This window comes from Marinifilum sp. N1E240 (assembly GCF_009295825.1).
Classification (GTDB): Bacteria; Bacteroidota; Bacteroidia; order Bacteroidales; family Marinifilaceae; genus Marinifilum_A; species Marinifilum_A sediminis.
This window is the reverse complement of the sequence record NZ_WHKF01000002.1, coordinates 163776-189237: the sequence shown is the minus strand read 5'-3', so window position 1 is coordinate 189237 and position 25462 is coordinate 163776. Positions and strand designations below refer to the sequence as shown.

The window sequence follows — 25462 nt, the reverse complement described above, 5'->3', positions numbered from 1 at the left end:
TGTTACGCGATATTTGCACAAAATGTAGAGCGATACATGAAATATCACGATAAAGGGAGAATGCTAATTCTTGAAGGAAAATATGAACAAGCAATACCTCACTTAGATACTGCAATTTATATCATGCCTTACTACCCCACCATATTTCAGGATAGAGGTTACGCCAAAATGCAATTAAAAAAATACAACGAGGCGATTCTGGATTTTAATCATGTATTAAATAAAAAACCATACTTAACTGAAGTACGTTTGCAACGAGGTATGGCATATTATCACGTCAATCAACTGGATGCAGCAGAATACGATTTAGTCGAAGTCATGAACTCCAATCCATCCAAAAGCAGAGAAGCAATAATTTACCTTGACAACATACAAAAAGAAAGAGATATTGCATTTGAAAGAAATCAGGAAAAACTGATGGAATTAAGATATCGTGTTGAAAATGAAAGAATGATGCGAGCACGTCATAGAGAAGAGGTTATTTGGAATACAGTTGTTCCTTTAGCATTTTGGACCACTGTATTTTTAACCTGGTGATTCTGAATCGGATTGAAATGGCTTTCGCTTAAAAGAAATTGTTTTACCCGCAAACCATATTTTCTTATAATCGGAAGCCTCGTTATTTTCCATTTTCAATCTAAACTTTTCGATACTAGAAATGGAACCAACAACAGTAAGAACATCTCCTAGTCGCAAACGGGTATATCCTGTTGAAATTAAAGTGTTCTGATTCCTCTTTGTTGCTAAAATTATGAGATCTGTTGGAATTTGTAAATCTCTAATCGCTGTGCCATGCAATTCATGGTTCTGCATTTCTACATCAATTGTATCCTGATTTTCTTCCATTCCTAAAAGTAATGATGTTGCTATTGGCGATCGAACCAAATGGTCCATTAGACTTACCATAACCGTAGAGGGCTCAACGATTAAAGCACCCAATTCATGAAATTTATTAATGAAATTACGCTCATTAACTCTTACCACAACATCTCTGGTTCCAAAATGTTCATAAGCCAATTCACAAATTTTTAAGTTGTCCTCATCCTGATTTAAAAGCACCAGAGCATCAGCACCTTCTGTACCAATTGATTGCAAATGTTTAAGTGAAAAATCCTCAATATGAATCACCCTAACACCTTGATATTCCAAATTGGCTTTATCTTTACTCCGCGTTACCAACTTCACCTTCCAATCATGATCTGTTAGTTGCCTGGCTAGTGCCAGCGACTGACCTTCCAATCCAAAAATCAATGCTTTTTTCACCCTGTTTTCGTGTTGCAACTCTCTTTGTTTATGACTCTCGCCCACCAGTAATATAGACCATTTAAATAAAGGTGGTCCAACTATTTCATTCAACACAATAACTGCAATTAAAATGGTAGAAAACTGAGCTCCCCAAACTGGATACTTTGCAGCAATAACAGAAACCAATCCTATGGCAACACCAGCTTGAGTTACAAATGGCATCCAAAAAATCTTATTATAATAATTAGGATTACCTCCTAAAGCACCTCCTACATAGGCTCCAATTGCAATACTTACAAGTCTTATTACAAAAAAGATTAATGCAACTGCCCATGTATTTTGTAAGATATCTAATTTAACCGAAGCACCTGTTAAGGTATAGAACAAAACGTAAATTAATGGGACTATCATTTCAATAATCTTATTGAATTCACGTCTGTTTTTTCCAAAATTCACTACAACAAAACTACCAAGAATACAAATTAAAAGAGGTTCAATATAAATATCAAAACCAAACCATAACAAACTTTTATTATGCACTAAAGCCGCCAGTAAATAGATACTGTAACCTGAAAGAACTATAAACAATGCCTTAAGTTTGGTAATCATATTTACAGCTAGAATAAAGTTCATCAGCTGTCCTAATACAAAACCTAAAAAAATAGATAAACAAAGTTCACCCATTAAAATAATAACCAACCAAACATCAAAAGGCACATTGGTTATCAGAGCATCGGCTACAGCAAAACAAATGGTAAATAATATGATAACCAAAACATCCTTAATCACAGTAACCCCAATTGCTGTTTGCGTAAATGGCCCTTTGGCTCTCAACTCATTAATAACCGCTATTGCCGATGCTGGTGAACGAGTTACAAAAACAGTTCCCATCAACAATGCAATTGCCATTTTAAATTCAAATGACATGTCGGACATAAACTGTATACGCTCCGAAATTAAAAGTACGACTGCAACACTTATACCAAATGTAAACACTAACTGTCCTATTGTCATCCATTTGATACTCCTCATTCTTCCCTTTAAATCTTTCAAATACAATTCAGCACCAGCTGCAAAAGCAATAAATGAAAGCGATACCTCATTTAAAAAATACAATTTGGGAATTGACTCCGATGGAATTAAATTCAAGATATAAGGTCCTGATAAAATTCCAATAAAAAGTAATCCTGTAATAACAGGTAATTTCACCTTAGGAAAATATGTAGCAATTCTATTAGCAGCAACAGCTACAATAATAAATCCAGTCAAAACCATCAATATTTCCACAGATTCACCCATTTCTTTACAATGTATAGTTTATTAAATTTAGATATCATCATTTCGAATATTCATCATATTTAATAATGAATATATTTTAAGATACTGAATAATCTGAATTCTTGCAATATTTCATACTTTTCAATTACAGATTGCTACTCATGTTCACAAGCGAACACAAACTGTACGATACACAACAATAAAAATATCAAACATCCAACCCGCCATCCTACTAAGCTCCTCTTAATTAACACATTGCACTTATTGGCATGAAAACTGATCAATAACCATTGAACCTACTAACAATATTACAAACAAGTGATAATAATCACAGATACGTGTAACGAATTGAATTAATAACCAAAACGAGATGAAGACCACAAAAAATTTGCTGATGATACTCTCTGTAATAATAGCGAGTTTTCAAATGTCCATCGGAGCAAATCAGATCTATACATCCGATGAGATTAAAAAAATATTGGACGAAACCACAGAAATTTGTAATAATGACAACGGACTACTTTGGGGATGTAGTTTGGATGTTCCAATACTTTTTGTTGATGAATTAAATGGAATTATCTATTCAAACAAAAATTCAACTTCTTTAAAACTTGAAATGGATAAAGATATTTTCAAAGGTGAACTTCCTGAATTTATTCAAGTAAAAAAAGGACCTGTTAAAATTGGAAAAAGAAACTGGGCTTTGATTCCTCTGCCACTTCCTGAAGATAAGATTGAAAGACAGTGTATCATACTTCACGAAGCTTTTCATTGTTTACAGCCTCAGCTTGAGCTGAAACCAATGCCATATCAAAACAACCATATGGATGAAATGGAAGCAAGAGTATGGTTGAAACTGGAATGGAGAGCACTTAATTTAGCTTTGGAATCGGAAGGTGACAATCGCAAACAAGCAATTGTTGATGCAATTTGTTTTAGAAAATACAGAAGAGCTATTTTTTCCAATTGCAACGGTTGCGAAAATCGATTCGAGATTCATGAAGGAATGGCGGAATATACTGCAAATAAAATTTGCCGTACCAAAACAAATTTCAAGGAACATTTACAACGCAAATTAGATGGTCTATGGAACTCCCCATCATTTGTTAATTGTTTTGCCTACTATTCTGGTCCAGTTTATGCGTACTTACTTGACGAGACTGATATAAATTGGAGAAATCAATTAGGCGCTAAAGACGACATTGCCTTAATTGTACAATCTGCCTACAACCTATCTCTTCCTTTTGATGTTTTTATGGAAGCTGAAGAAAGATCGGTACTGTATAGCGGTGCAAAAATTATGGGAGAAGAACTTGATAGAGAAATTGCATTATAAGATTTTTCCATCCTGAATTCACTTCTAGTTTTGGAAATTTCACCCCGGGGCAACATAATTGTTGCCCCTTCTTTATTATTTACTTTTCGCTTTTCTTTCCTTAACTTTAATATAAAAAATAAAAGAGAATGAATATACTATTAGAACAAGGTTGGAGTGAAATAGACAGCAAATTGGTTAAAAATTATATTTTAACCAATTTTGTTGAAGCTGTTAATTTTATCAATTTAATTGCCAACGACGCAGAAAAAGCTGATCATCATCCAGACATAAAGCTTTATAAATACAAAAATGTTCGGATTACGCTAACCACACATTCCAAAAGAAGAATCACGAAAAAGGATATTTCTTTAGCCATGCAGATTGATAAAATTTTTGATTCAATGAATTAGATTATCGAATCATTAAACCCTTATTGTAAGTTCCCAATATTGTCATTTCCTTAGCTGATTCTGATATTTTATTCATTACATTTTTAAATTGACTTGGTAACTCAAATTCTAAATCTACATGAAAAAAATATTCCCAATTTACTCCTGGAATAGGTAGCGATTGTATCTTAGATAAGTTTATTTTCTCTTTTGCAAAACAATCCAAAATATGTGATAAACTTCCTGGTTTGTGGCTGGTACTAAAATAAAGTGACGCTTTTGTAAAACCACCATTGGGTTTTACATCCTGGCTACGTTTTAAAAGAAAAAAACGTGTCTGATTATTCTTTATGCTCTCAATTTCATGAGCAATTATTTGCAATCCATATAACTCAGCAGGCAAGTCGCCAGCTATGGCTCCAATTCCTTTCAAACCATTTTCGCTAATATTTCTAGCACTTATTGCAGTATCCTCAGTTTCAACCAACTTAATATTAGGATATTCACGAAAGAAAGCTCTACATTGATTAATTGCCATTGGGTGAGAATGAACCTCTGTTAGATCTTCAATTTTCTGACCCGGTAAAACCATTAAATTCTGCTTGATACGAAGATAAATCTCACCTTCTATTACCAAACCTGAATCTTGTAATAATCCATAATTCTGTAAAATACTTCCTGCGATGGAATTTTCTATTGCCATAATACCACCATCGCAAACATTTTCATCTTGCACTAAATCTACCAATTTGGCAAAATTCTCAGCTGGAATTATTTCAACATCTTCACCATAATAAGCATTTGCCGCAATATGGTGAAAGCAACCTTCTACTCCTTGAATTACAATTCTTCTTTTGTCCATGGTTATATTGATTTCGTTAGATTTTTTTTTCAAAAAAAAAGTCCTGTTAAAAACAGGACTCTTTATTGTATATTTAAAAATTTATACCGCTAGAATCCTGTCCTTCTCGTTACCAAAAAAGAAAAAGCTAAAAAAGAAGCTATGGAAAAATACGGTTTGCATATCATCAAAAAAAAGAGCCTTCATAAAAGGCTCAGTAGATATTTTATCACATACAAAACCTTTTCTAACATTACATGCTAAAAAAGAAAAATCGTTTTGTATGAGTATTATTTATCATTATTACTTGTTTAAACTATCTCAAAGGTAAAAATTAATTTTAACAATTTACTCTTCTTTATCTGAAGTCATGATATTTTCTAATAATTTCGCCTATTTTTAATATCTTGATATAAATTTAAAATCAACAATGCACCATTATATGAAAAACCTAATTTTAGCGTTTCTTATTGTTATGGGCTTCAATATTGCCCATGCTCAATCCACAAAGAAGTTTTCAGTCGCTATTCTAGCTGATAAAAATATTACAGATACAGAACACATTTTAGAACGTCTCAAAAGTGAAATTAAGTCAGTAGTTGCACAGGAAGCTAAAATTGTGTTCAGTTCAGAAAACTTATTACTAAATGATTTGGATTTGAATAAAGCCAAATCTAATTTTCAAACTGTATTAAATGACAATAATGTAGATTTGATACTTTCTTTTGGGGCTCTCAACAATTATGTAATTGCACAAAACAAAGAGTTTAGCAAACCTGTTATTCTTTTCGGGGTTATTAATGATGATTTCATCTCATTTCCTGAAAACCAAACAACATCAGAGATTTCAAATCTTACCTATATTCTTACTCCTAAATCTTACGAAAAAGATTTAAAAGAATTTCGAGAACTGTATCCATATAAAAGAATTGGTATTATAGTGGACAAGTATCTTACAGAAATCTACCCTGTTAATTCAACTTTAGATAAGATTTTCAATAATATTAATGCTGATTACAAACTCATACCAATTACAACTCTTAGCGATGTAAATGGCATGTTGGATGAAATTGATGCTGTATACGTATCTGGAGGGATGTTTCTTCCACAAAACGACCAAAAACAATTAATTCAAGAAATAAACGATAAAAATCTTCCTTCTTTCTCGTCTATTGATGACAAATTTGCTGAATATGGAGTCTTAGCAACTTCAGTACCCGTAAATAATTTAGATCAGTTTTTTAGAAGAATTGCACTAAACATTGAAGCAGCTGTAACTGGAAGCAATTTATCTGAATTGCCTATATATTTAGATATTGACACTAAATTATTGCTAAATATTGAAACTGCTTTTAGTATTGATTTTCCATTAAAATACAGTTCTCTTATTAATACCAATATTATTGGCGATGCAGATAAAATTCCATTTCAAAAGAAATACTACATTAACGATGTGATATATCAGTTATTGGAAGAAAATATCAATTTGAAAGCCGATAAATTAGATGTAAGCCTAGCAACACAGGAAGTTAAGTTAGCTAAAAGCGAGTATCTTCCAAATGTAACCACTTCGGTAAGTGGAACTCATATTGATCCTGATTTAGCTGAAGTATCAAATGGTTCTAATCCAGAATTTTCAACGAGTGGCAATATAAATGTTGAACAAGTTTTATTCTCGGAGCAAGCAAGTGGCAATATTAAAATTCAGAAAGAATTGGAGAATGCTAGTAAGGAAAATTACAATGCAGTTGAAAAAGACGCGATACTTGATGCGGGTATCATTTTCTATAATTCCCTAATTGCCAAAGCCAACTATTTGATTAATGATGAAAATCTTCGAGTTACCAGGAAGAATTATGAAATTGCGCAGCAAAATTATTCTGCAGGTGAAACAGGAAAATCGGATGTTTTAAGATGGAAAAGTGAACTGGCTGTTGCTACCCAAAATCTTGTAAGTACATTCACAAACTTTAAGCAAAGTATAAATTCTTTAAATCAAACCTTAAATAATCCTATCGAATATAAAATTGATATCAAACATTCTTTGGTAGATGAAAATGTCAAGGATGAGTTTAATTACAAAGGATTAATACAACTTATAGACGACCCAATACTTAGAAGCAAACTTCTAAGATACCTTGAAAAAGTTGCCATTGAAAATGCACATGAATTGAAATCTTTGCAATACAATATTGCGGCAAGCGAGCGTACACAAAAGTTGTATCAGCGAAGTAAATTTCTTCCTACTGTTGCATTACAAGGTGGATACAATCACACATTTACTCGTGATGGAAAAGGTAGTTCCTATCCAACAGGTTTTGCTACACCACCCGATGGTTATTACAATGTAGGATTGCAGGTAAGCCTTCCGATATTTAATAAAAATCAAAGAAATTTAAATCGTCAAAAATCCTTTATCCAAAAAGATCAACTTCTCAAACGAAAAGAAAATACCGAAAGTATAATTCGACAAAATGTAAATGACATTGTTTACTCTTTATTAAGCTTATACACCAATATTGAATTGTCGAAACTATCGACCGAAGCAGCTAAGGAAAGTTTAGAATTGATGCAAATATCATACTCTAACGGAGCCATAGGAATTACCAGTTTAATTGATGCTCAGCAAGCATATTTTCAAGCTCAGCAACAACAAGCAAGTGCCGGGTATAATTTCTACCTAACACTATTACAGATGGAAAGAATTCTTTCCTACTACTTCTTTTTAAATGCAGATGTTGACAATCAAAATTTTATTTCTAATCTGCAAAACTATTTATTGAAACCAACTAATTAAGCATATAACATCCGACAATTATGAAACACATATATTTAATTACCATAGCCTTATCCCTTCTGATTCTTTCTTCATGTGGCAAAAAAGAACAAAAAAAAGCAGAAAAATATCGACCTGTAAAATATCAAGCTGTTAATTATTCTGGAATTGGTCAAGTAAGATCATTTAACGGTACGGCAAGATCCGATAAGGAGATCAACCTTAGTTTTAGAACCACCGGTATTCTGACTACACTAAATATTGCAACCGGGCAAGCTGTTCATAAAGGTGATCTGTTAGCAAGAATTGACAATTCAGAAGCTCAACTTTCGCTGGAACAATCACTTTCATCCTTAAACAGTTCAAAAGCAAATTTAAATACAGCAACTTCAACGCTTGAACGTACAAAAACTTTATTCGAGAAAGGAAGTGCATCATTAAGTGATTACGAAAATGCAAAATCATCTTTTGCTACCGCTGAAGCCAATTATGAATCAGCTAAAAGAAGTGTTGAAATTCAACAAAAACAAGTTGGTTATGGAATCATTTATTCTCCAGCTGATGGTGTTATTGCAGCAAAAAATGTAGAGAACAATGAAAATGTAAGTGCAGGACAAATAATTGCAGTCCTAAATGCTGGTAGCTTTATGGAGATTAGTCTTGGACTTCCGGAAAATGTAATCAATCGTGTCCATAAAAACATGAAAGTTGTTGCTAAATTCCCAGCTCTGCAAGGAGAAGCTTATGAAGGAATCGTAAATGAAATTTCACCTTCTGTTTTGGAAGGATCAGCAACCTATCCTGTTCGTATTAAATTATCTGGAGAGACTGCCAACATAAAATCTGGTATGGCGGCACATGTAACTTTTAAATTTTCAAAAACCGATAATCAGGAAAGTTTAATCGTTCCAATTTCAGCTGTAGGAGAAGATAGCAAAGGGAATTTTGTATTTGTAATTGAAAAGCAATCAGAAAAAATCGGAATCATTAAAAAACAACATTTTGAAATTGGAGAGCTTTCTCCTGTTGGTTTTGAAGTAATTAAAGGACTCAAGCCTGGACAGTTAGTTGCAACAGCAGGTCTGCAAACCTTACTCGACGGACAAAAAGTTAGCATTCAATAATATTCACTCCCTAATTCAACAGATATGAATCTTACAAAATTCGCAATAGAAAAAAGTCGAATTACTTTTACTTTGTTGGCAGTGATAGTGGTATTAGGATTAGCTCTCTACACATCATTACCACGCGATAGTATGCCTCCTTACACCGTACGAGTTGCAACCATTGTTTCATCATTCCCTGGAGCAGGTCCCGAAAGAGTTGAACTTTTAGTAACAGATAAAATTGAAAAGAAAGCTCAGGAAATTCCTGAAGTAAAAGAGATAAACAGCACATCAAGAACAGGTTTATCGGTAGTTACAGTTACGCTAAAAGACGAAGTCAATCCGGAAGAACTTCAAGCCATTTGGGATAAATTAAGACGTAAACTAGATGGTTTAAGAGATCTACCACAGGGAGTTGTGCCTGACCTGGACGATGATGACATTGGCGTTGTATATGGTATAATGGTAGGCTTAATAAGTGATGGATACTCTTATTCCGAAATGAAAGAGTTTGCAGATGATTTGAGAGATGCTTTAATTAAACTTGACGATGCTGCTAAGGTAGAACTTGGTGGTGTTCAGGATGAACGGGTATTTATTGAATTCGACGAATCGCAGCTTAAAGAATATGGATTAACCTCATCTATGCTTCAAAATACCATTGCCTCAACTAATATTTTAGATTCAGGTGGTGAAGTAGATTTGGAATCCGAAAGAATAATTCTAGAACCAACTGGAAATTATGAATCTCTTGAGGATATCAGAAATACACTTATTCCTATTGGAGATGGAAGTCAGGTGGTACAATTGCGGGATATAACCAACATTAGAAAAGGTTATATTGAGCCAGCCAGTTCTATTGTTCATGTTAGCGGTAAACAAGCCATCTCTTTATCCATATCGTTAATGGATGGTGCCAACATTATTAAATTGGGTGAAGACGTTAATAAGGTTATAGAAGATTGGAACAGTCGACTACCCATTGGTTTAGAAGTAAAACGTCTAACATCACTAGATACCTATGTAGACAACAGTATCAGTAATTTTATTGGCAACCTTATTCAATCTATTGCTATTGTACTGGTTGTAATGCTTATTTTCCTTGGCTTACGAACTGGTTTAATTATCTCAAGCTTAATTCCGATAGTTACCATTATGACTCTAATGTTGATGGGACTTATAAATATGGGGTTGAATCAAGTAACTTTGGCTGCATTGATTATGGCTTTGGGTATGATGGTGGATAATGCCATTGTAGTTTCCGAATCGATAATGGTAAAAATGGAAAAAGGCATGAATGTGAAAGAAGCCGCTGTTTCTTCATGTTCTGAATTAATTGTTCCATTGCTGATATCAACTTTAACCACCTCGGTAGCTTTTCTTTCATTTTACTTGGCAGAATCGACAATGGGTGACATTGTTGGTCCTATTTTCGTGGTGATTACACTTGCCTTAGTATCTTCCTGGATTGTTTCGCTAACCATTATAACCATGCTGTGTTTCTACTTCTTAAAAGTAAAACCAAAAGAAGAAAAGAAACCTGGCTTAATGGATAAGATTTTCGATCAATTAAAAGTTTATTACAAATCGGTAATCCTTGCTGCCTTAAATGTAAAAGGATATGTAATCATTGGTATTCTGCTATTGTTCTTTATATCATTAAAAGGATTTGGTTTGATTCCATTTATCTTCTTCCCAGATAGTGATAGAAATATGATTACAGTTGATATCAACTTACCATTAGGAACAAAAATTGAACAAACCGAAAATGTAGTTTTACAGATCGAAAAATACATCTCCGATGAATTACTCGTTACAGAATCGCGTGAGAATGGAATTGTAGACTGGTCATCATTTGTTGGTCAGGGACCAAGTTCCTACGATCTTGGATATTCTCAGGATGAAGCAAACTCTGGATATGCACATATTTTAGTGAACACCAGTTCCTTTGAAGAGAATAATGAAATGGTTCGCCTTTTAGATGATTTTTGCTTCTCTAATTTTCCTAATGCCGATATTAAAGTATCATTATTAGGACAAGGAGGATCTGGAACACCTATTGAAATTAAAGTTTCCGGGAATAATCCCGATATACTTTCAAAGTTGTCTGAGCAGATAAAATCCAAACTATCAAACGTAACTGGAACAAAAAATGTGAAAGATGACTGGGGTCCAAAAACCAAAAAGTTTGTTATTGATATCAATCAAAACAATGCACAATTGGCTGGAATTACCAATCAAGATATTGCAACTTCTCTTAAAACAGTTTTAGATGGGTTTAAAACTGGTGAATATCGCGAAGATGACAAAAACATACCAATGTTACTACGTAGCTTTACCAGTCAGGATCAAAGTTACGAGACTATAGAAACTATGAATGTTTTCTCGCAAAATTCTGGTAAAAGTGTTCCTCTATCGCAGGTGGCTAGCATTGTTCCTCAGTGGCAATATGCAAAAATCAAACGATTGGATTTGGCTAGAAGTATTAATGTATCAAGCGAATTATCAGAAGAAGGAAATGCCTCTGAGATAATGAGTGAGGTGCTACCATGGCTTGATGAACAAACGAAAAAATGGCCAGTTGGTTATACCTATGAGCTAGGTGGTGATGATAAAAACACTGCGGAAAACATGGGAGCCGTAATTGCTTATTTACCATTATCAGGATTTTTAATCCTCCTTTTATTGGTAATCCAATTCAATTCGTTCAGAAAAACAATTATGGTTGTTAGTACAATTCCATTAGGTGTAATTGGTGTAGTTATTGGTTTAATAGTACTTCGCTCCTATTTTGGTTTTATGGCATTTCTAGGTGTAATTTCGCTAGCCGGGATTGTAATTAACAATGCCATAGTCCTCATAGACCGAATAGAAATTGAGATCAATGAGTTGAAACGAACTCCTCAAGATGCAGTTATTGCAGCCTGCTTACAACGTTTCAGACCTATATTGCTTACAACATTTACCACTTCCTTAGGACTTTTGCCTCTATATTTAGGAGGTGGCTTAATGTGGGAACCAATGGCAGCATCAATCATGATAGGATTATTATTTGGTACTATTATTACTTTGGTGTTTATCCCTGCACTGTACAGCGTTTTCTATAAAGTGAACTATAAAGGTTATCAATTCAACGAAAGCTTACTTGAAGAATAATAAAAGCTTATTTCTTTATCAAAAGCGGAATACATTTATTGTATTCCGCTTTTTTCATTTAACAAATCAATAACAAGATCTTCATTCCTTTTTCGATCAATAGTGGTATATTTAATACTCATTAGTCTTTTACACACAACATCATGACTGTAAAACGTTTAATTGCACTTTCCCTTATAATATTCGCCACGAATATTCTATTTTCTCAGGAAATCAAAACAGTTGATTTTAAGGAATTAGAACCCAAATTTCATTACACAAATGATTCTACTTACGTGATTAATTTTTGGGCGATGTGGTGCAAACCTTGCGTTGAAGAACTACCCGAATTTGAACATATCCGTAAAGCTTATCAGAATAAAAAAGTGAAAGTTTTGCTGGTAAGTCTTGATTTTGGTTCGAATGTAGAAAAGCGCCTGCTTAAATTCCTCGATAAAAAAGGAATACTTGCTGAAGTAATTTTACTCGATGATCCTGACGCCAATAGTTGGATTGGCAAAGTAAACGATGACTGGGACGGAGCTTTACCCGCTACCGTAATCTACAAAAAAGGCAAAGAAAAATTCTTTGCTCGTAAGGTAAGCTATTCTGAGCTTACAGAAACTATTGATCAAATAAGTAATTAAATCTTAAAAAGATGAAAAAGTTGTTATCTATTGCATTTATAATGCTAAGCGTTCTTGCCATTCAGGCGCAAGGATACAAGGTGGGCGATACTGCCTTCGATTTTAATCTGAAAAATATAGATGGTAAACAAGTTTCATTGGCTGATTACAAAGACGCCAAAGGATTTGTAGTTATTTTTACCTGTAACCATTGTCCCTATGCTGTAGCATACGAAGACAGAATTATAGAGATAGACAAGAAATACAAAAAAATGGGTTTCCCTGTAATTGCCATTAATCCAAATGATCCAGTAATTGTTCTTGGAGATTCGTTCGATGGAATGAAAAAGCGTGCAGAAGAAAAAGGCTTCACCTTCCCATATCTTTTTGATGCAAAACAAGAAGTTTACAAAAACTTTGGAGCCACTAAAACTCCACATGTCTACATTTTAAGTAAAAAAGGTACTTATCTTACAGTAGAGTATATTGGTACCATTGATAACAATTACAAAGATGAATCGAAAGTAAGCACACGCTATGTTGAAGATGCAATTAAAGCCTTAATGAATAATAAAAAGCCTACAGTTACATATACTAAGGCAATTGGATGTTCAATTAAAACAAAAGGATAAATTAAATATCAAATTAAAAGCTCCAAGTATCAAATGATTCCTGGAGCCTTTGATTTGTAAGATAAGAGTTTTTATTCTGCAATTTTTAAGGACAGCTTACCAACCACTCTACCCGACTCACTGTATTGATGGGCTTCAGCAACTTTGGCAATATCATAAGTTTTATCAATATGAGTTTTTATCAAACCATCATCAACTAAATTAGCAAGTAGTTCCAAATCTTTCTTACTTTCCTGAACAAATATTTTCTTCATTTTTCGTGAACTCACCATATTATGAATCGATCCTAGCAAAAGGATATTAAAGGATGGTAAAGTAGTCACATACACACCTCCACGCTGTAAAAGGTGTTTTACATTAGAATATTCTGAATTACCAACCACATCGAAAAAAATATCAAACTCTTCCTGAATATCAAGAATATTTTCCTTTTTGTAATCAATTACTCTATCGGCACCCAATTCATTGGCAAATTCAACATTTCTTTCGCTGCAAACACCAGTTACTTTGCAATCAAAAGCCTTAGCCAATTGCAAAGCAAAAGAACCTACTCCACCAGAACATCCATTAATCAGAACATTCATGCCCTTTTTTATCTGTCCCATATTTCGAAGGGCTTGCAAAGCTGTTAATCCAGCTAATGGCAAAGTTGCCGCTTCCTCGAAATTCATTTTCTGCGGCTTTAAGGCAATGTGATCCTCCGAGGTAGCAACGTACTCGGCATAAGCGCCATTCTTTATAATATCAACCTTACCATATACCTCATCGCCAACACGGTAAAATTTAACTTTTTTTCCTACTTCGAGGATTCTACCCGAAATATCACCCCCTAAAACGCAAGGTAACTTCTTACGCATAAACAGCTTCAACATTCCTTTTCTGATTTTCCAATCAACAGGATTCACCGATGAAGCATACACTTCTACCAGAACTTGATTGTCTTTTATTTTAGGTCTATCCAAATTGATCAACTCCAAAACATCCGGAGCGCCATATTTTCTCATTATAACTGCTTTCATAGTAGGTGCATTCTATTAGTTAAGGCTTATTCCTTTGCTCATCCACTAATCAAGTTACAACAAGTTTAACTCAAATTCAAGCGATCGAAATTGCTATTAAAATTAGTTATGGTTGTATTCTAAAGCTAATTTCAACGCTGTCATTCAATTCAATTGCATCAGGATTGGTAAAAGATTGATCCCCTCCTCTGCCTGCTTTTGCAACTCGCATTTCGGTCATGTACTGTTTTGGTCCAGATACAAAATCAGAAGTCCCATAATTAATGTTCACAATCTGTCCCAACTTACTTTCCGAAGCTTCAGTAATCATTATAGCTTTAGATTTGGCATCGGCAACTGCAGCTTTTATTAATTTACTTTCTACTGATTTAATCAATTCTGGACTTAATCCATAAGATACTTGATAATTTATTTCAACGTCGGCAGTTTTTAATATTTTCAGACATTCATGAATGATTTTAGGTTTGGCACTCAACTGAAGCTTTAAATTATACGTTGCACGATATCCATCAGGCACTGATTTACCACCTGAATAAGTTTTTTCTTCGTTTACTCTTTGACCTACATCCTGAATTTCCAGGCTTTGAATAGTAGCCATTTTAAGAGCTTTTTTCAATCGATTAACAGCGTCCGAATTCTTTTCAATACAATCAGCATATTCCGATGCCTTATTACTAACTGTAATTGAAATATTCATGATATCAGGCAACTGAAACAGTTTACTTTCACCTTTAACATTAAGACTTGCAGGTAAATTTTGTGCAAAAGTAGCAGTCACAACACTACACATTAGGAATAGGATAAATACAATCTTCTTCATTGGTTTATTTTTTTCTTATTAGTCTAATTATTGAATCTCAACAGATTACTTTAGTAATAAAATGTGGTGATAAAAAAAGATACACAATAAAAGACTATTGTGTCTTTTTTAATTATCTTGCGCCCTCTTTTAAACCATCACGTTAGTTTAAAAAAGATATCACAACTAGATTTCACGTTAATTATCAGAAAGAGGCTCTTATTACAACGGGAGCCTCTTTTATTTATTTCATCATTTTGTTCCAATCTCCGCAGAAAAGTAAGGAATCTAAATCTTTTCTATCTCGTACCGACGTTTCCATTTCACGCATGCTTTCAGGCAATATTTCTGCATTCCCCTTATAACCAACTGCAATCATGGTAACAATATCAAATTCATCGGGAACTTCAAATAACTCTCTAGCTTTGTCAGGCGAGAAACCCGCCATTTGGTGCAAGTACAAATTCATGCTTGCAGCTTGTGCCGACATATTTCCTATAGCCAGACCTAAGTCATGTCTGGCATGTGCATTCGCTTTACCATTTTTTGCAAAATTCTTTGCTGCCAAAGTCAAAATAATCATTGGAGCAGTTTTCACCCATATTTGGTTGAACTCACCAAGACAGGACAACAATTGCTCATAACGTTCGGGATAACTTTTTGTGCCGTAAATAAAACGCCAGGGCTGTTCATTAAAACAAGATGCCGCATATGATGCTGCCAAAAATAGCTTCTCTACCTTCTCTTTTTCAATCTCTTTATCAGCAAAAGCTCTGGGACTCCATCTTTTTTCGATTAGTTCATGAATTTTTTGTGACATATGTATTGGTTTAAAGTATATAAGACAAATATCAAATTCCAATCTCCAAAAATCAAATAATTTAAGTTTTGACTATTGCGATTTTGAGTTTGCTAATGAATATAGCTTTTTTTTAACAATTATTAAGGACTAACTAGTATTTTATTCTATATATTTGGGGCTGATTCTAAATCAATTATACAAAACTTAAAGATTAGAATGAGAGCGAGTGTTTTTTTATTGATACCTCTGTTACTATTTATGTTGCTGGTAGACATTTATACCTATCGTGGCGTAAAACCTCTGATTGCAAGAATTAAGAATTCTATTGCAAGACAATCATTAACAATTACATTTTGGGGAATATCTGCTTTTATATTTGCGGCTTTTGCTGTTTTCATGTTTGGCATTAAGCACGTACAAAAATCAGATGCATACATCTATACCGGTTATCTGGTAGCAGGTTTTGCTTTATTTTATTTTCCAAAATTTGTATTCATACTTTTCGTCTTAATAAGGGATATACAAGGGGCGATATTGAGAACCACAAAATGGTTCAGTGAGAGAAAGAACAAAAGTGTTCCACAATTTAATGCGACAAGAAAAATGGAGAGATCCGAATTTTTGTATCAAATGGGTTTGTTCCTGGCAGCAATTCCATTTGCATCCATTTTATATGGAGTAACCAAAGGCAAGTTTAATTACAGGGTGATGCGTGAAAGTATACGTTTTGATCACCTACCAAAATCGTTCAAAGGATTAAAAATTGTTCAAATATCAGATATGCATTTGGGCAGTTTCAATAAAAATTTCGAAAAAATAGAAAAGGCAGTCGAGCTGATAAATGAACAGAAACCAGACTTGATTCTGTTTACAGGCGATTTGGTAAATAACTTTGCCGAAGAAACCAATGGGTGGGCTCCCGTTTTGGCTAAAATGAAAGCCAATATTGGTAAATATTCTGTTCTGGGCAATCACGATTATGGCGATTATTCCAATTGGAAATCGCCAGAGGATAAAGCCAAAAACCTTGCAGCTATAAAACATTTCCATAAAGAAATGGGATTTCGTTTGTTACTGAACGAAACAGAAACCATTAACATTAAAGGAGAAGAAATTGCACTTGTTGGTGTTGAGAATTGGGGTAAACCTCCTTTCCCTCAACATGGCGATTTAGATAAGGCTACCAATGGAGCAAATCAGCCTTTTAAAATATTAATGAGTCACGATCCTTCGCATTGGGACGAAGAGGTAATCAAAAACAGTAATATTGACCTTACCTTTGCAGGGCACACGCATGGTATGCAGTTCGGAATTGAGCGAGCTGGCATTAAATGGAGTCCGGTACAGTACAAATATCCACGTTGGGGTGGCTTGTATCGCGAAGGCGAACAATACCTGTATGTAAATCGTGGATTTGGATACATCGGATTCCCGGGTAGAATTGGAATGCCACCAGAAATAACTGTGATTGAATTGGCATAAATAAAAAACACATATTGTAGGGACATGCCATGGCATGTCCCTTTTTTATGAATGTGAACTGTAAAGACACAAGACCTTGTATCTCTAGGCATAAAAAAATGGGAATAATACTATGTTCATGCTTTCTCGCTGTAGTATTTTATCATGTTAATGCCCCCAAATCACTCACAAGATTACCTCTCACAATTTTTCAAGACATCAAATCACACGAAAGAATACTTCTTGCAAAACTGTAAGACACTTCATCACCCACAAGAATGCTTCTAACAGACTTGCAAGACACCAAATCACATGAAAGAATATCTCTTGCAAAACTGTAAGACATCAAATCACTCACAAGAATGCTTCTCGCAAACTTGCGAGGTATCAACTCACGCGCAAGAAAAGGGCAAACACCGCTGCTAGATAGCTTCGTGTTCGTGCGAACAGGACTCTAAGCACCTTCAAACATCCAAATTTATCTCTCGAAGATAAGCTCAACAAAGTTGAGATATCTGTTGCGAAATCATTGAGGGATTCCAAGCACACAAAAACAAGCAAAACAAAAACACGGATATAGCATAAACCGAATGAATAAGCCCAAAACGAAAGCACGAATTAGACAGGAGTGCTTGCACGTAAGCTAAAGAAGTAAAATTGATCATTTCAACTGCTTATTTTTAAAGATGATGAATTAACATATCCTGTTTTACGATTATGGTTTTATGATTAAATTTATTGGTAATTATAATTACTTATATACAGTGCTAATAGATAATTTTGATAATCATGTTTGATATTGTCTCAAGTTTTATTTTTGAAATAATTGGAGCATTCATTTTTGGGACTTTAAATGGTTTTAAAGGCAAACTGTCTGAGCAAATGTCAGGTCCTTATGATACAAACAAAAAAAGTTTAAGAAATGGAATTACTTCAATTGCAGTCATATTACTAATAATTGCAATTCTAACTTCTTGCTCTACCAAAAAGGAAACTTCGATAAGTCAATTTGAAGAATATATCGGAGAAACATATAGCAACATGCTTGATTCGATGATAATTGTATTTAAACATGTAGTTGATCAACCAATTGGTTCTAATGATTTCGAATATTTTATTAAAAAAACAATAACAGATTCCCTTACCAGAAAGGACTGGTTAAAAAATTCAATAGAAGCTGCTACAATTAAGAGTAGAATTAAAGAATCTGGTCTTCGCAATGATATCTACTTCGATATTTACAAGGTGGAATATATTGATGGTATAGTAATTAGCACGTATAAATATTGGGACATTTATCATCAAGACAGTATAACAGTTATTGATTCAACCTTCATTTTTAATCCCAGTAAACAAATTGACACCTCTCTACATAGAGACGAAATGCTAGTGCCTTCTGATTTTAACATTCAAGAATATATAACTAAAAGAAAGAATCACTTAGCTTTCAACAAGCACAGTAGGTTTTATGAAGGTCTTAGAATCCATTGCAAAGATACTATGATAGAGGAGTATCTAACATTTATAGAAATGACAAAATGGTATAATTTAGTTGAATTTTCAAAAGGTTTAGAACATGAAAATCCAGATTATAATAACTATTTTTTGCAAAGAATTATAGCGCTTGAATTATTTGCAAAAGAAACTTTATCGGACCATAAACATACAGAGGTAGCTAATTTTACTTTATCAACACCTTTCAAACCCAAGCTTATCGTATTACCAGCTTATGATAAAATATCCAACAGAGGTATTTCTCCTAAAATTCAAAAAACTATTGAAACACAATTACAAACTAGTACTGAATTTATACTAATAGATTTTCCAAGTAAAGACCTGATGCATGTACCCTATCAAAATGTATTTGATAAAAGATATTGCAAGCCCATTACCGATAATATTAACTGCGATATTATTATCATGAGTAAACTTGAGCTTGTGAAAAAGACAGGAAATATCTCAACAGATTTATGGAATGTTCGATTTAAAATTTATAATGTAAATTCAAATAAACAGTTTGATTCTCAAATCAAAATAGACAGTTTGTCTGCTTCCAAAATCACAACGGAATTAGAACAAAATAGAGAAATCTTATTAATAGAAATAATACAATAAACCTTAATTCTCTTATCTCATGGCAATAGGAGGTATGAATTTAAATACCATTGATCAACTTGGGTTATACTTGCTTGGAATTTTGATATTAATTTTAATCACACAGTTTATTGAAATTTATTATTGGCGCATAAAAAGAAACAGGATTATTAAAAATTATCAAATAATACTTACCACACTAGTTCTTACATTATTCTCAATATTCATTTTTAAAGTAGATTGGGAATTTACTGGAGAACTTAAAGACAGTAGAATAACAGGATCCATATTCTTTGTAATGATTAGCATGTGCAACTTAATTAGTTTAATATTGATTGGGTTTGCCAATATTATTAAAAGGATCTTTAAGAATAAATGAATGACAAATAAAAAGATATGTACACAATAAAAATCCAATCTTTGGAAATCATTGCCATCATCGTAACAGTATTGGGCAAATTCCTGTTTATGGATTACCTGAACTGGCGATTTCCTTTTGTATTAACTGCTACAGTAATATGGCTAACATACATAATCTACCAAAGCAAAAAATCTTCTGGTATACTTCAACATTGGGGTTTTAGGAAAGATAACTTTAAAGTAGTGCTAAAAATGGTTCTACCATTTGGTATAATTGCGCTTATCACATTTTTTACAATAGGCGCTTGGCAAGGCACTTTGAATATTACCTGGCATATACTTCCAGTTTTGCTCTTCTACCCTTTATGGGGTACCATTCAACAATTTCTATTAATTGCTTTGGTAGCCGGTAATTTAAACGAAAGCAAAAACAAGCTCAACAAACATCTTATTGTACTATTTACAGCAATTTTGTTTGCTGTGGTTCATTATCCCTCCTTCTGGTTAATTGGTGGGACTTTTGTGTTGGCTATTTTTTACGGCTATATCTATTTAAAAGAGAAAAACCTTTATATTCTGGGCATATTCCACGGTTGGTTGGGTGCTCTATTCTATTACACGGTTTTAAATCGTGATCCGTTTTATGAAATATTTGGGAAATTGTTAAATCTGTAAAAAATGAAGAGCCGCATATTTTGCAGCTCTTCAATTCTATTATATGTATCTAATATTAATAGCCAGTTAGCGAAAACGAAATCAAGAAATCAGCAAACATAGCATTGGTTTTGTTTTCATAGCCCAAACGCACACCAACATTTACAGGAGCCGAAAATCGTAAAACATGTAAATCACTTGTCAACTCAATTCCTCCCGAGGTATAATTGTCTTTAAATTTAAAAACTCCTGCATCAGTTACCGATCTTAAATCCTGATGCCCGAAATCAGCAAAAGCATTCAGCTTAATTCTTTTAAAATAAGTCAGTGGTCCCAAATTCCAATCAGGATAGAATAGTGGCAAAGCATAATCTATACTAGAAGACATCACGTGTTTTCCATACAAATCGCTCATACCTCTTGGACTCTTAATCATGTTTGAGAACAAAGAATTATTGAGTGATCGATACTGGTAACCAGCATATAATTTCAATCCGTGGTGTTTAATGAAACCTGGGAAATACAGATCCCCTTCTAACGAATAGGTTTCTCCCAATTCACTATCTCCGAATGGTGTATTTCTGTAGTTAAATTCCAGAATTTGCGCCCATTGATATTGTATATCGCGAGGAGCGGTTCTGGCAATATTGTATGCAAATAATTGATATTCCATAATCTCTTGTGAGATCGACTCATCGGCAAAATTGTACTTACCTAAACCCAAAGGGTTGGTTTGCGTTGTTGCCAAAGCTATAGTATTCAAATCGGCTAGTTTTGCAATATTGTAGGTCACTTTAGGAATTATTTTTCGGGTATACTGCCCCGATGAAATATTAAATGGCAGACTAATGCTATTCTCCCACTCCCACTGTCGCCAGGTTGTATTCACCAAAATGGTGTCTTGTTGTTTAGGAAAAATTCTTTCTGCAATTGTTGCATACTCACTATCTCTATCTCCAACTGTTAGTTTTGAATCAATAATAGGAAACCATCCACGATACGACAAGTTTGCATAAAACTGACCATTATCATAGCCTTCCTCTTTTTTATATCCAACGGTAGTCATTAATGTACTTAATTGGTTCTGACTTGCAAATGATATTCCAACATCAGCCTTACCGTCAAGTCCATCCACAAAAGCAGGTGCCCAGGAATGAAAATTAAATAAATGCGTAAGTTTCGAGTAATTTTTCACTGGAAATCGATCCAAATTTGCAGTATCAGGTTCAATTTTCTCTCCCAGCTGTTCTGATAAATCTTCGGCAAGTGGATAAGTAAAATATTCGCCTTTCCATTCTACCCATTTCTTAGGATCTGTTTTTGTACGTACAGGAAGATAACCATCCGAAGTATAATCTGAATAATACAATTGAATATCCGCATCAATCAACGCATCTTTAGCACCAAAACGCGATGAAGTTACCTGATAAATTTTATCCGTTTCCTTATCAAAAGCGAATAGATTATCAATTCCGCTAAATGCTCCGTTAAAATAAATGTATCGTTCACCAGGAGTAGGTCTAGACATATCATGTGATCCCGAACTAAACAATATCTCTTGATTATTTGTGTCAACATCTATACGAACCAAGTGTTTCCCATTTTTATTCAACAGAATCATAATAATAGAATTTTCATTTTCCCAACGTGGAGACATGAAATATTCTTGTTTTGATGCGGAGAATTGATTTAGTACTTTTCCACTAATCGCATCTAATATTATCAATTTATTATCACCTTTGTTATCCGTTTCAACAGCTACAATTTTCGATGCTTTCTTATTAAAACTAGGTGCAAACAATGAATGTTTGTGCTTGTAAGTTCTTCTTTTCTTTTTGTTGATATCATACGAAACAAGAATGCTTCTATCTCCTTTTTCCCATCTTAGATTTTCTTTTTTTTCTGACCAAATCAATTTCCCTTGCTGATAATCAAAATCTATATGGCTCATATAACCAGGAGTAAACAATTCCTTTTCTGTTCCATCCTGTTGAAGTAGCTCGAATTGCAATTTATCTGCCAAACCTTGTTTCAGATAAATTAATCTTCCATCTTCAATCTGTTGCAATACTCTTTTATTAGTAAAGAACTTTTCTCTATCAGATAATTTCACAAATTCCGATTTACTGGTCTTTGCATCTTCAACTTGCCATTCCCACAACAATTCCTTCATGCTATCGTAATAAAGCAATAATTTTCCATCGGAGTAATCATTCTTATTTTTCACCTCTTCCCAATCAATCTTCTCTACAGATAAATTTATAGCACTACGATCTTGAATTGCTGATAAATTCTTAAAATGATTGTCTCTTTCCTGATGCATTGCAGACTTTATTCCATCAGCAAAACTGGTAATTCCATATGGCTTTTGTGCTACCTTATTCAAGGCATTATCCCAAAGATTGTTCCCATAAGTCGCACGAGCCTTACCTACTAAATAGTAGCCTAACTTGTACCTATCAGTAATAAAATCCTGATAAGATCCATTAACAGCCTTATCGTAGGAAAAGATACCCTTTTCAAGTAATTGAGCACGCAATTCCTGTTTAAATTCAGGATTACGTCCTCTACCCGATTTTCCTAATGCAGTTTCCAAACAAACGGCATCACCTTCGAGAAACCAAGGTGGAATATACAAGCCTACAACAACAGCAGTTGCCTGTTGTCCGAATATATAATTTAAAAATCGCGTAAATCCTTGTTCTATTTTATCCAATTGAATTACGTGTCTATACTCATGTGTACTAACATGGTTCAGCCATAATTGTGCATCATTATCCTGTCCTGATGTAGTAAATAACTCCATACGTTTTGGAGCCCAGGCAACCATTCCGTTTGTAGTTGCACTGCGTGAATGTAAAACAACTGAGAATTTTTTAGGAGTGTGCTTTAAATCTTTCCCTCCTTTTTGAATTAGATCTTCGAATAGAGCCGCAATATACCTTGCCTTAACCTCTGTTTCAGCAGGAAAAATAATTTGAAACCGATCAGTATTTATTTGTTTCCAGGAAATCGATGCTGGATCTTGACCTGTATTAAAATATTGTGAGTTAGCTGATAAACATGATATCAGCAAAAGCATTGAAAAAAGGATTTTCTTCATTTCAGAGATAAATTTAGCTTATTTAACGCGTTAAATTACCAAACTATTATTAGCAGTGCAAAATTAAATTATTTCATAAAATCTGTTATTGATTGTTTTAACATGAATATATCAAAAGCAATCAATTTGGTTTGCAAAATTCAATTTCAATGCAGACCTTTGCCTCCTTAATATACAACAGTAAAATTATTTCTGAACAGAACTCAATTATGGGCAAAATAATTATCAAAACTCCGGAACAAATCGAGGGAATAAGAAAAAGTTCTCAATTAGCCGGAAATACTTTAAAAAATATAAGCAACTACGTTAAAGAAGGCGTTTCTACTTTATATCTTGACAATTTAATTGAAGAATACATGCGTGATAATGGTGCAATTCCTGCAACATTAGATTATCATGGTTATCCAAAATCAAGTTGTATTTCACTAAACGACGTTATCTGTCATGGTATTCCAAATGAGAAAACTATTTTAAAGGAAGGTGATATATTAAACATTGATGTTACCACGATTTTAGATGGTTACTTTGGTGATACGAGTACAATGTTCACAATTGGTGACGTTACGGATGAGGCTGCGCGTTTGGTAGAAGATACTGAACATGCTTTGTATTTGGGCATTGAACAGGTTAGACCTGGTAACTATTTCGGAAATATTGGTTTTGCAATAGGACGATTTGCTCAAGCAAAAAAGTACAGTGTGGTGTACGAGTTTTGTGGACACGGAATTGGATTGGAATTTCATGAAGAGCCACAGGTGGAGCACATAGCAGCTCGAAATTCTGGTCCTAAGATGAAAGAAGGTATGATTTTTACTATTGAGCCTATGATTAATTTAGGGAAGGCACGTGCGGTAGTTGACGAAAATGATGGCTGGACAGCAAGAACTGTTGACAAAAAATTATCTGCTCAATTTGAACATACTATTTTGGTTACCAAAGATGGATATGAAATTTTAACAGATGTAGGAGATTACGAAATCTTCAGATAAAAAATTCCAAACTATTAAGATATATGCCGTTTCAAAAGATTTTTGGAACGGTTATTTTTTTCTCTTTTCTGAAGAATTTTTTTGTATTACTTTAGCTTATCACTTTAAAAATTAAACCATGAAGAATGTTGCTGTTCTACTTGCAGGTGGAAGCGGAAAAAGAATGGGAAGTAATCTTCCTAAGCAATTTCTAACCTTAGGATCAAAACCCATTATTCAACATAGTATTGAAGCCTTCGAAAATCACAAACAAATAGACGAAATCTGTATTGTTATAAATGCTGATTACCATTCAGAAATAAACGAACTAATTTCGCTTAATAAGTTTAGCAAAGTTAAACATGTACTTAGTGGGGGAAAAGAAAGAAGTGACTCAAGTTTAGCGGCTATAGATGCATATGAACGTGAACAAAACGTTTACCTTATCTTTCATGATGCGGTTCGTCCATTTGTTTCGGAACGTATTATTAGCGATGTTATTAAAGAGTTAGAAAATGACAAAACGGTAGCTGTAGCAATACCAACAAGCGATACAATATTCTGTTTGAACGTGAATGATACAATTGAGTCGGTTCCGCCAAGACAAAATCTAAGGCGTGCGCAAACACCACAAGCATTCAAATATTCAACCATTAAACAAGCCTACGATATAGCAATAGAAGATCCTAATTTTATTGCAACTGATGATTGTGGTGTTGTTTTAAAGTACCTTCCAAACGAGCCTATTTTTATTGTTGATGGCGATGAATCAAACATTAAAATTACTTTTGAGCAGGACCTATTGCATGGCTCTCAAATATTGGATGGTGAGTAATAATCGAAGTAATATAAAAAT

Annotated in this window: 19 protein-coding genes; 13 read left to right on the top strand and 6 right to left on the bottom strand. The window is 33.8% G+C overall.

Features of this window, described 5'->3' with window-relative positions:
• The first annotated feature begins 36 nt into the window (after positions 1-36).
• Entirely contained in the window at positions 37-537 is a 501-nt protein-coding gene (locus GCQ56_RS05830; protein ID WP_152733478.1) for a hypothetical protein, read from the top strand.
• Here GCQ56_RS05830 and GCQ56_RS05825 read toward each other — a convergent pair.
• On the bottom strand, positions 526-2544 hold the full coding sequence (locus tag GCQ56_RS05825) for a monovalent cation:proton antiporter family protein (RefSeq protein WP_152733477.1): 2019 nt from the start codon (positions 2542-2544) through the stop codon (positions 526-528). The genes GCQ56_RS05830 and GCQ56_RS05825 overlap by 12 nt on opposite strands.
• A gap of 349 nt (positions 2545-2893) precedes the next feature.
• Here GCQ56_RS05825 and GCQ56_RS05820 point away from each other — a divergent pair, with 349 nt between their 5' ends.
• Positions 2894-3859 carry a hypothetical protein gene (locus GCQ56_RS05820; protein ID WP_152733476.1) on the top strand — a complete coding sequence of 322 codons (966 nt, stop codon included), beginning with the start codon at positions 2894-2896 and terminating at the stop codon, positions 3857-3859.
• A gap of 128 nt (positions 3860-3987) precedes the next feature.
• Entirely contained in the window at positions 3988-4251 is a 264-nt protein-coding gene (locus GCQ56_RS05815; RefSeq protein WP_152733475.1) for a 4a-hydroxytetrahydrobiopterin dehydratase, read from the top strand.
• 1 nt (position 4252) lies between these two features.
• Here the strand turns inward: GCQ56_RS05815 and GCQ56_RS05810 are convergent, their stop codons facing one another.
• Complete coding sequence (locus tag GCQ56_RS05810; protein ID WP_152733474.1) at positions 4253-5092, bottom strand: prephenate dehydratase; 840 nt, start codon at positions 5090-5092, stop codon at positions 4253-4255.
• 421 nt (positions 5093-5513) lie between these two features.
• Between GCQ56_RS05810 and GCQ56_RS05805 the strand changes: the two genes are divergently transcribed.
• The 5 genes from GCQ56_RS05805 (at position 5514) to GCQ56_RS05785 (ending at position 13346) form a co-directional block, all read left to right on the top strand.
• Positions 5514-7868: a TolC family protein gene (locus GCQ56_RS05805; RefSeq protein WP_193323721.1), complete on the top strand. Its 2355-nt coding sequence runs from the start codon at positions 5514-5516 to the stop codon at positions 7866-7868.
• A 20-nt stretch (positions 7869-7888) separates the two neighbouring features.
• Positions 7889-8971 (top strand): efflux RND transporter periplasmic adaptor subunit, encoded by a 1083-nt coding sequence (locus GCQ56_RS05800; RefSeq protein WP_152733472.1) that lies wholly within the window; start codon positions 7889-7891, stop codon positions 8969-8971.
• Between the two features lie 24 nt (positions 8972-8995).
• Positions 8996-12109 carry an efflux RND transporter permease subunit gene (locus GCQ56_RS05795; protein ID WP_152733471.1) on the top strand — a complete coding sequence of 1038 codons (3114 nt, stop codon included), beginning with the start codon at positions 8996-8998 and terminating at the stop codon, positions 12107-12109.
• A gap of 143 nt (positions 12110-12252) precedes the next feature.
• Positions 12253-12735, top strand: coding sequence for a TlpA disulfide reductase family protein (locus tag GCQ56_RS05790; RefSeq protein ID WP_152733470.1), 483 nt, complete (start codon positions 12253-12255; stop codon positions 12733-12735).
• 11 nt (positions 12736-12746) lie between these two features.
• A complete protein-coding gene (locus tag GCQ56_RS05785) occupies positions 12747-13346 on the top strand; it encodes a thioredoxin family protein (RefSeq protein WP_152733469.1) in 600 nt (199 codons plus the stop codon).
• 71 nt (positions 13347-13417) lie between these two features.
• Here GCQ56_RS05785 and GCQ56_RS05780 read toward each other — a convergent pair whose 3' ends face one another.
• The 3 genes from GCQ56_RS05780 to GCQ56_RS05770 form a co-directional block, all read right to left on the bottom strand.
• Positions 13418-14365: an NAD(P)-dependent alcohol dehydrogenase gene (locus tag GCQ56_RS05780; RefSeq protein ID WP_152733468.1), complete on the bottom strand. Its 948-nt coding sequence runs from the start codon at positions 14363-14365 to the stop codon at positions 13418-13420.
• Positions 14366-14471: 106 nt separating this feature from the next.
• Complete coding sequence (locus tag GCQ56_RS05775) at positions 14472-15185, bottom strand: SIMPL domain-containing protein (RefSeq protein ID WP_152733467.1); 714 nt, start codon at positions 15183-15185, stop codon at positions 14472-14474.
• 223 nt (positions 15186-15408) lie between these two features.
• Positions 15409-15984 carry a nitroreductase family protein gene (locus tag GCQ56_RS05770; RefSeq protein WP_152733466.1) on the bottom strand — a complete coding sequence of 192 codons (576 nt, stop codon included), beginning with the start codon at positions 15982-15984 and terminating at the stop codon, positions 15409-15411.
• A gap of 198 nt (positions 15985-16182) precedes the next feature.
• Here GCQ56_RS05770 and GCQ56_RS05765 point away from each other — a divergent pair, with 198 nt between their 5' ends.
• The 3 genes from GCQ56_RS05765 to GCQ56_RS05755 all read left to right on the top strand — a co-directional run bounded on the left by GCQ56_RS05765 (position 16183) and on the right by GCQ56_RS05755 (position 20556).
• A complete protein-coding gene (locus GCQ56_RS05765; protein WP_152733465.1) occupies positions 16183-17448 on the top strand; it encodes a metallophosphoesterase in 1266 nt (421 codons plus the stop codon).
• A gap of 768 nt (positions 17449-18216) precedes the next feature.
• Positions 18217-19542: a hypothetical protein gene (locus tag GCQ56_RS05760; RefSeq protein WP_152733464.1), complete on the top strand. Its 1326-nt coding sequence runs from the start codon at positions 18217-18219 to the stop codon at positions 19540-19542.
• A gap of 375 nt (positions 19543-19917) precedes the next feature.
• On the top strand, positions 19918-20556 hold the full coding sequence (locus tag GCQ56_RS05755) for a CPBP family intramembrane glutamic endopeptidase (protein WP_152733463.1): 639 nt from the start codon (positions 19918-19920) through the stop codon (positions 20554-20556).
• Positions 20557-20611: 55 nt separating this feature from the next.
• Here GCQ56_RS05755 and GCQ56_RS05750 read toward each other — a convergent pair whose 3' ends face one another.
• Positions 20612-23638: a hypothetical protein gene (locus GCQ56_RS05750; protein WP_152733462.1), complete on the bottom strand. Its 3027-nt coding sequence runs from the start codon at positions 23636-23638 to the stop codon at positions 20612-20614.
• Between the two features lie 209 nt (positions 23639-23847).
• Between GCQ56_RS05750 and map the strand changes: the two genes are divergently transcribed.
• Together map and ispD are read left to right on the top strand one after the other, a co-directional pair.
• On the top strand, positions 23848-24627 hold the full coding sequence (gene map / locus GCQ56_RS05745; RefSeq protein ID WP_152733461.1) for a type I methionyl aminopeptidase: 780 nt from the start codon (positions 23848-23850) through the stop codon (positions 24625-24627).
• Positions 24628-24745: 118 nt separating this feature from the next.
• On the top strand, positions 24746-25441 hold the full coding sequence (ispD, locus tag GCQ56_RS05740) for a 2-C-methyl-D-erythritol 4-phosphate cytidylyltransferase (protein ID WP_152733460.1): 696 nt from the start codon (positions 24746-24748) through the stop codon (positions 25439-25441).
• The last annotated feature ends 21 nt before the right edge of the window (positions 25442-25462 follow it).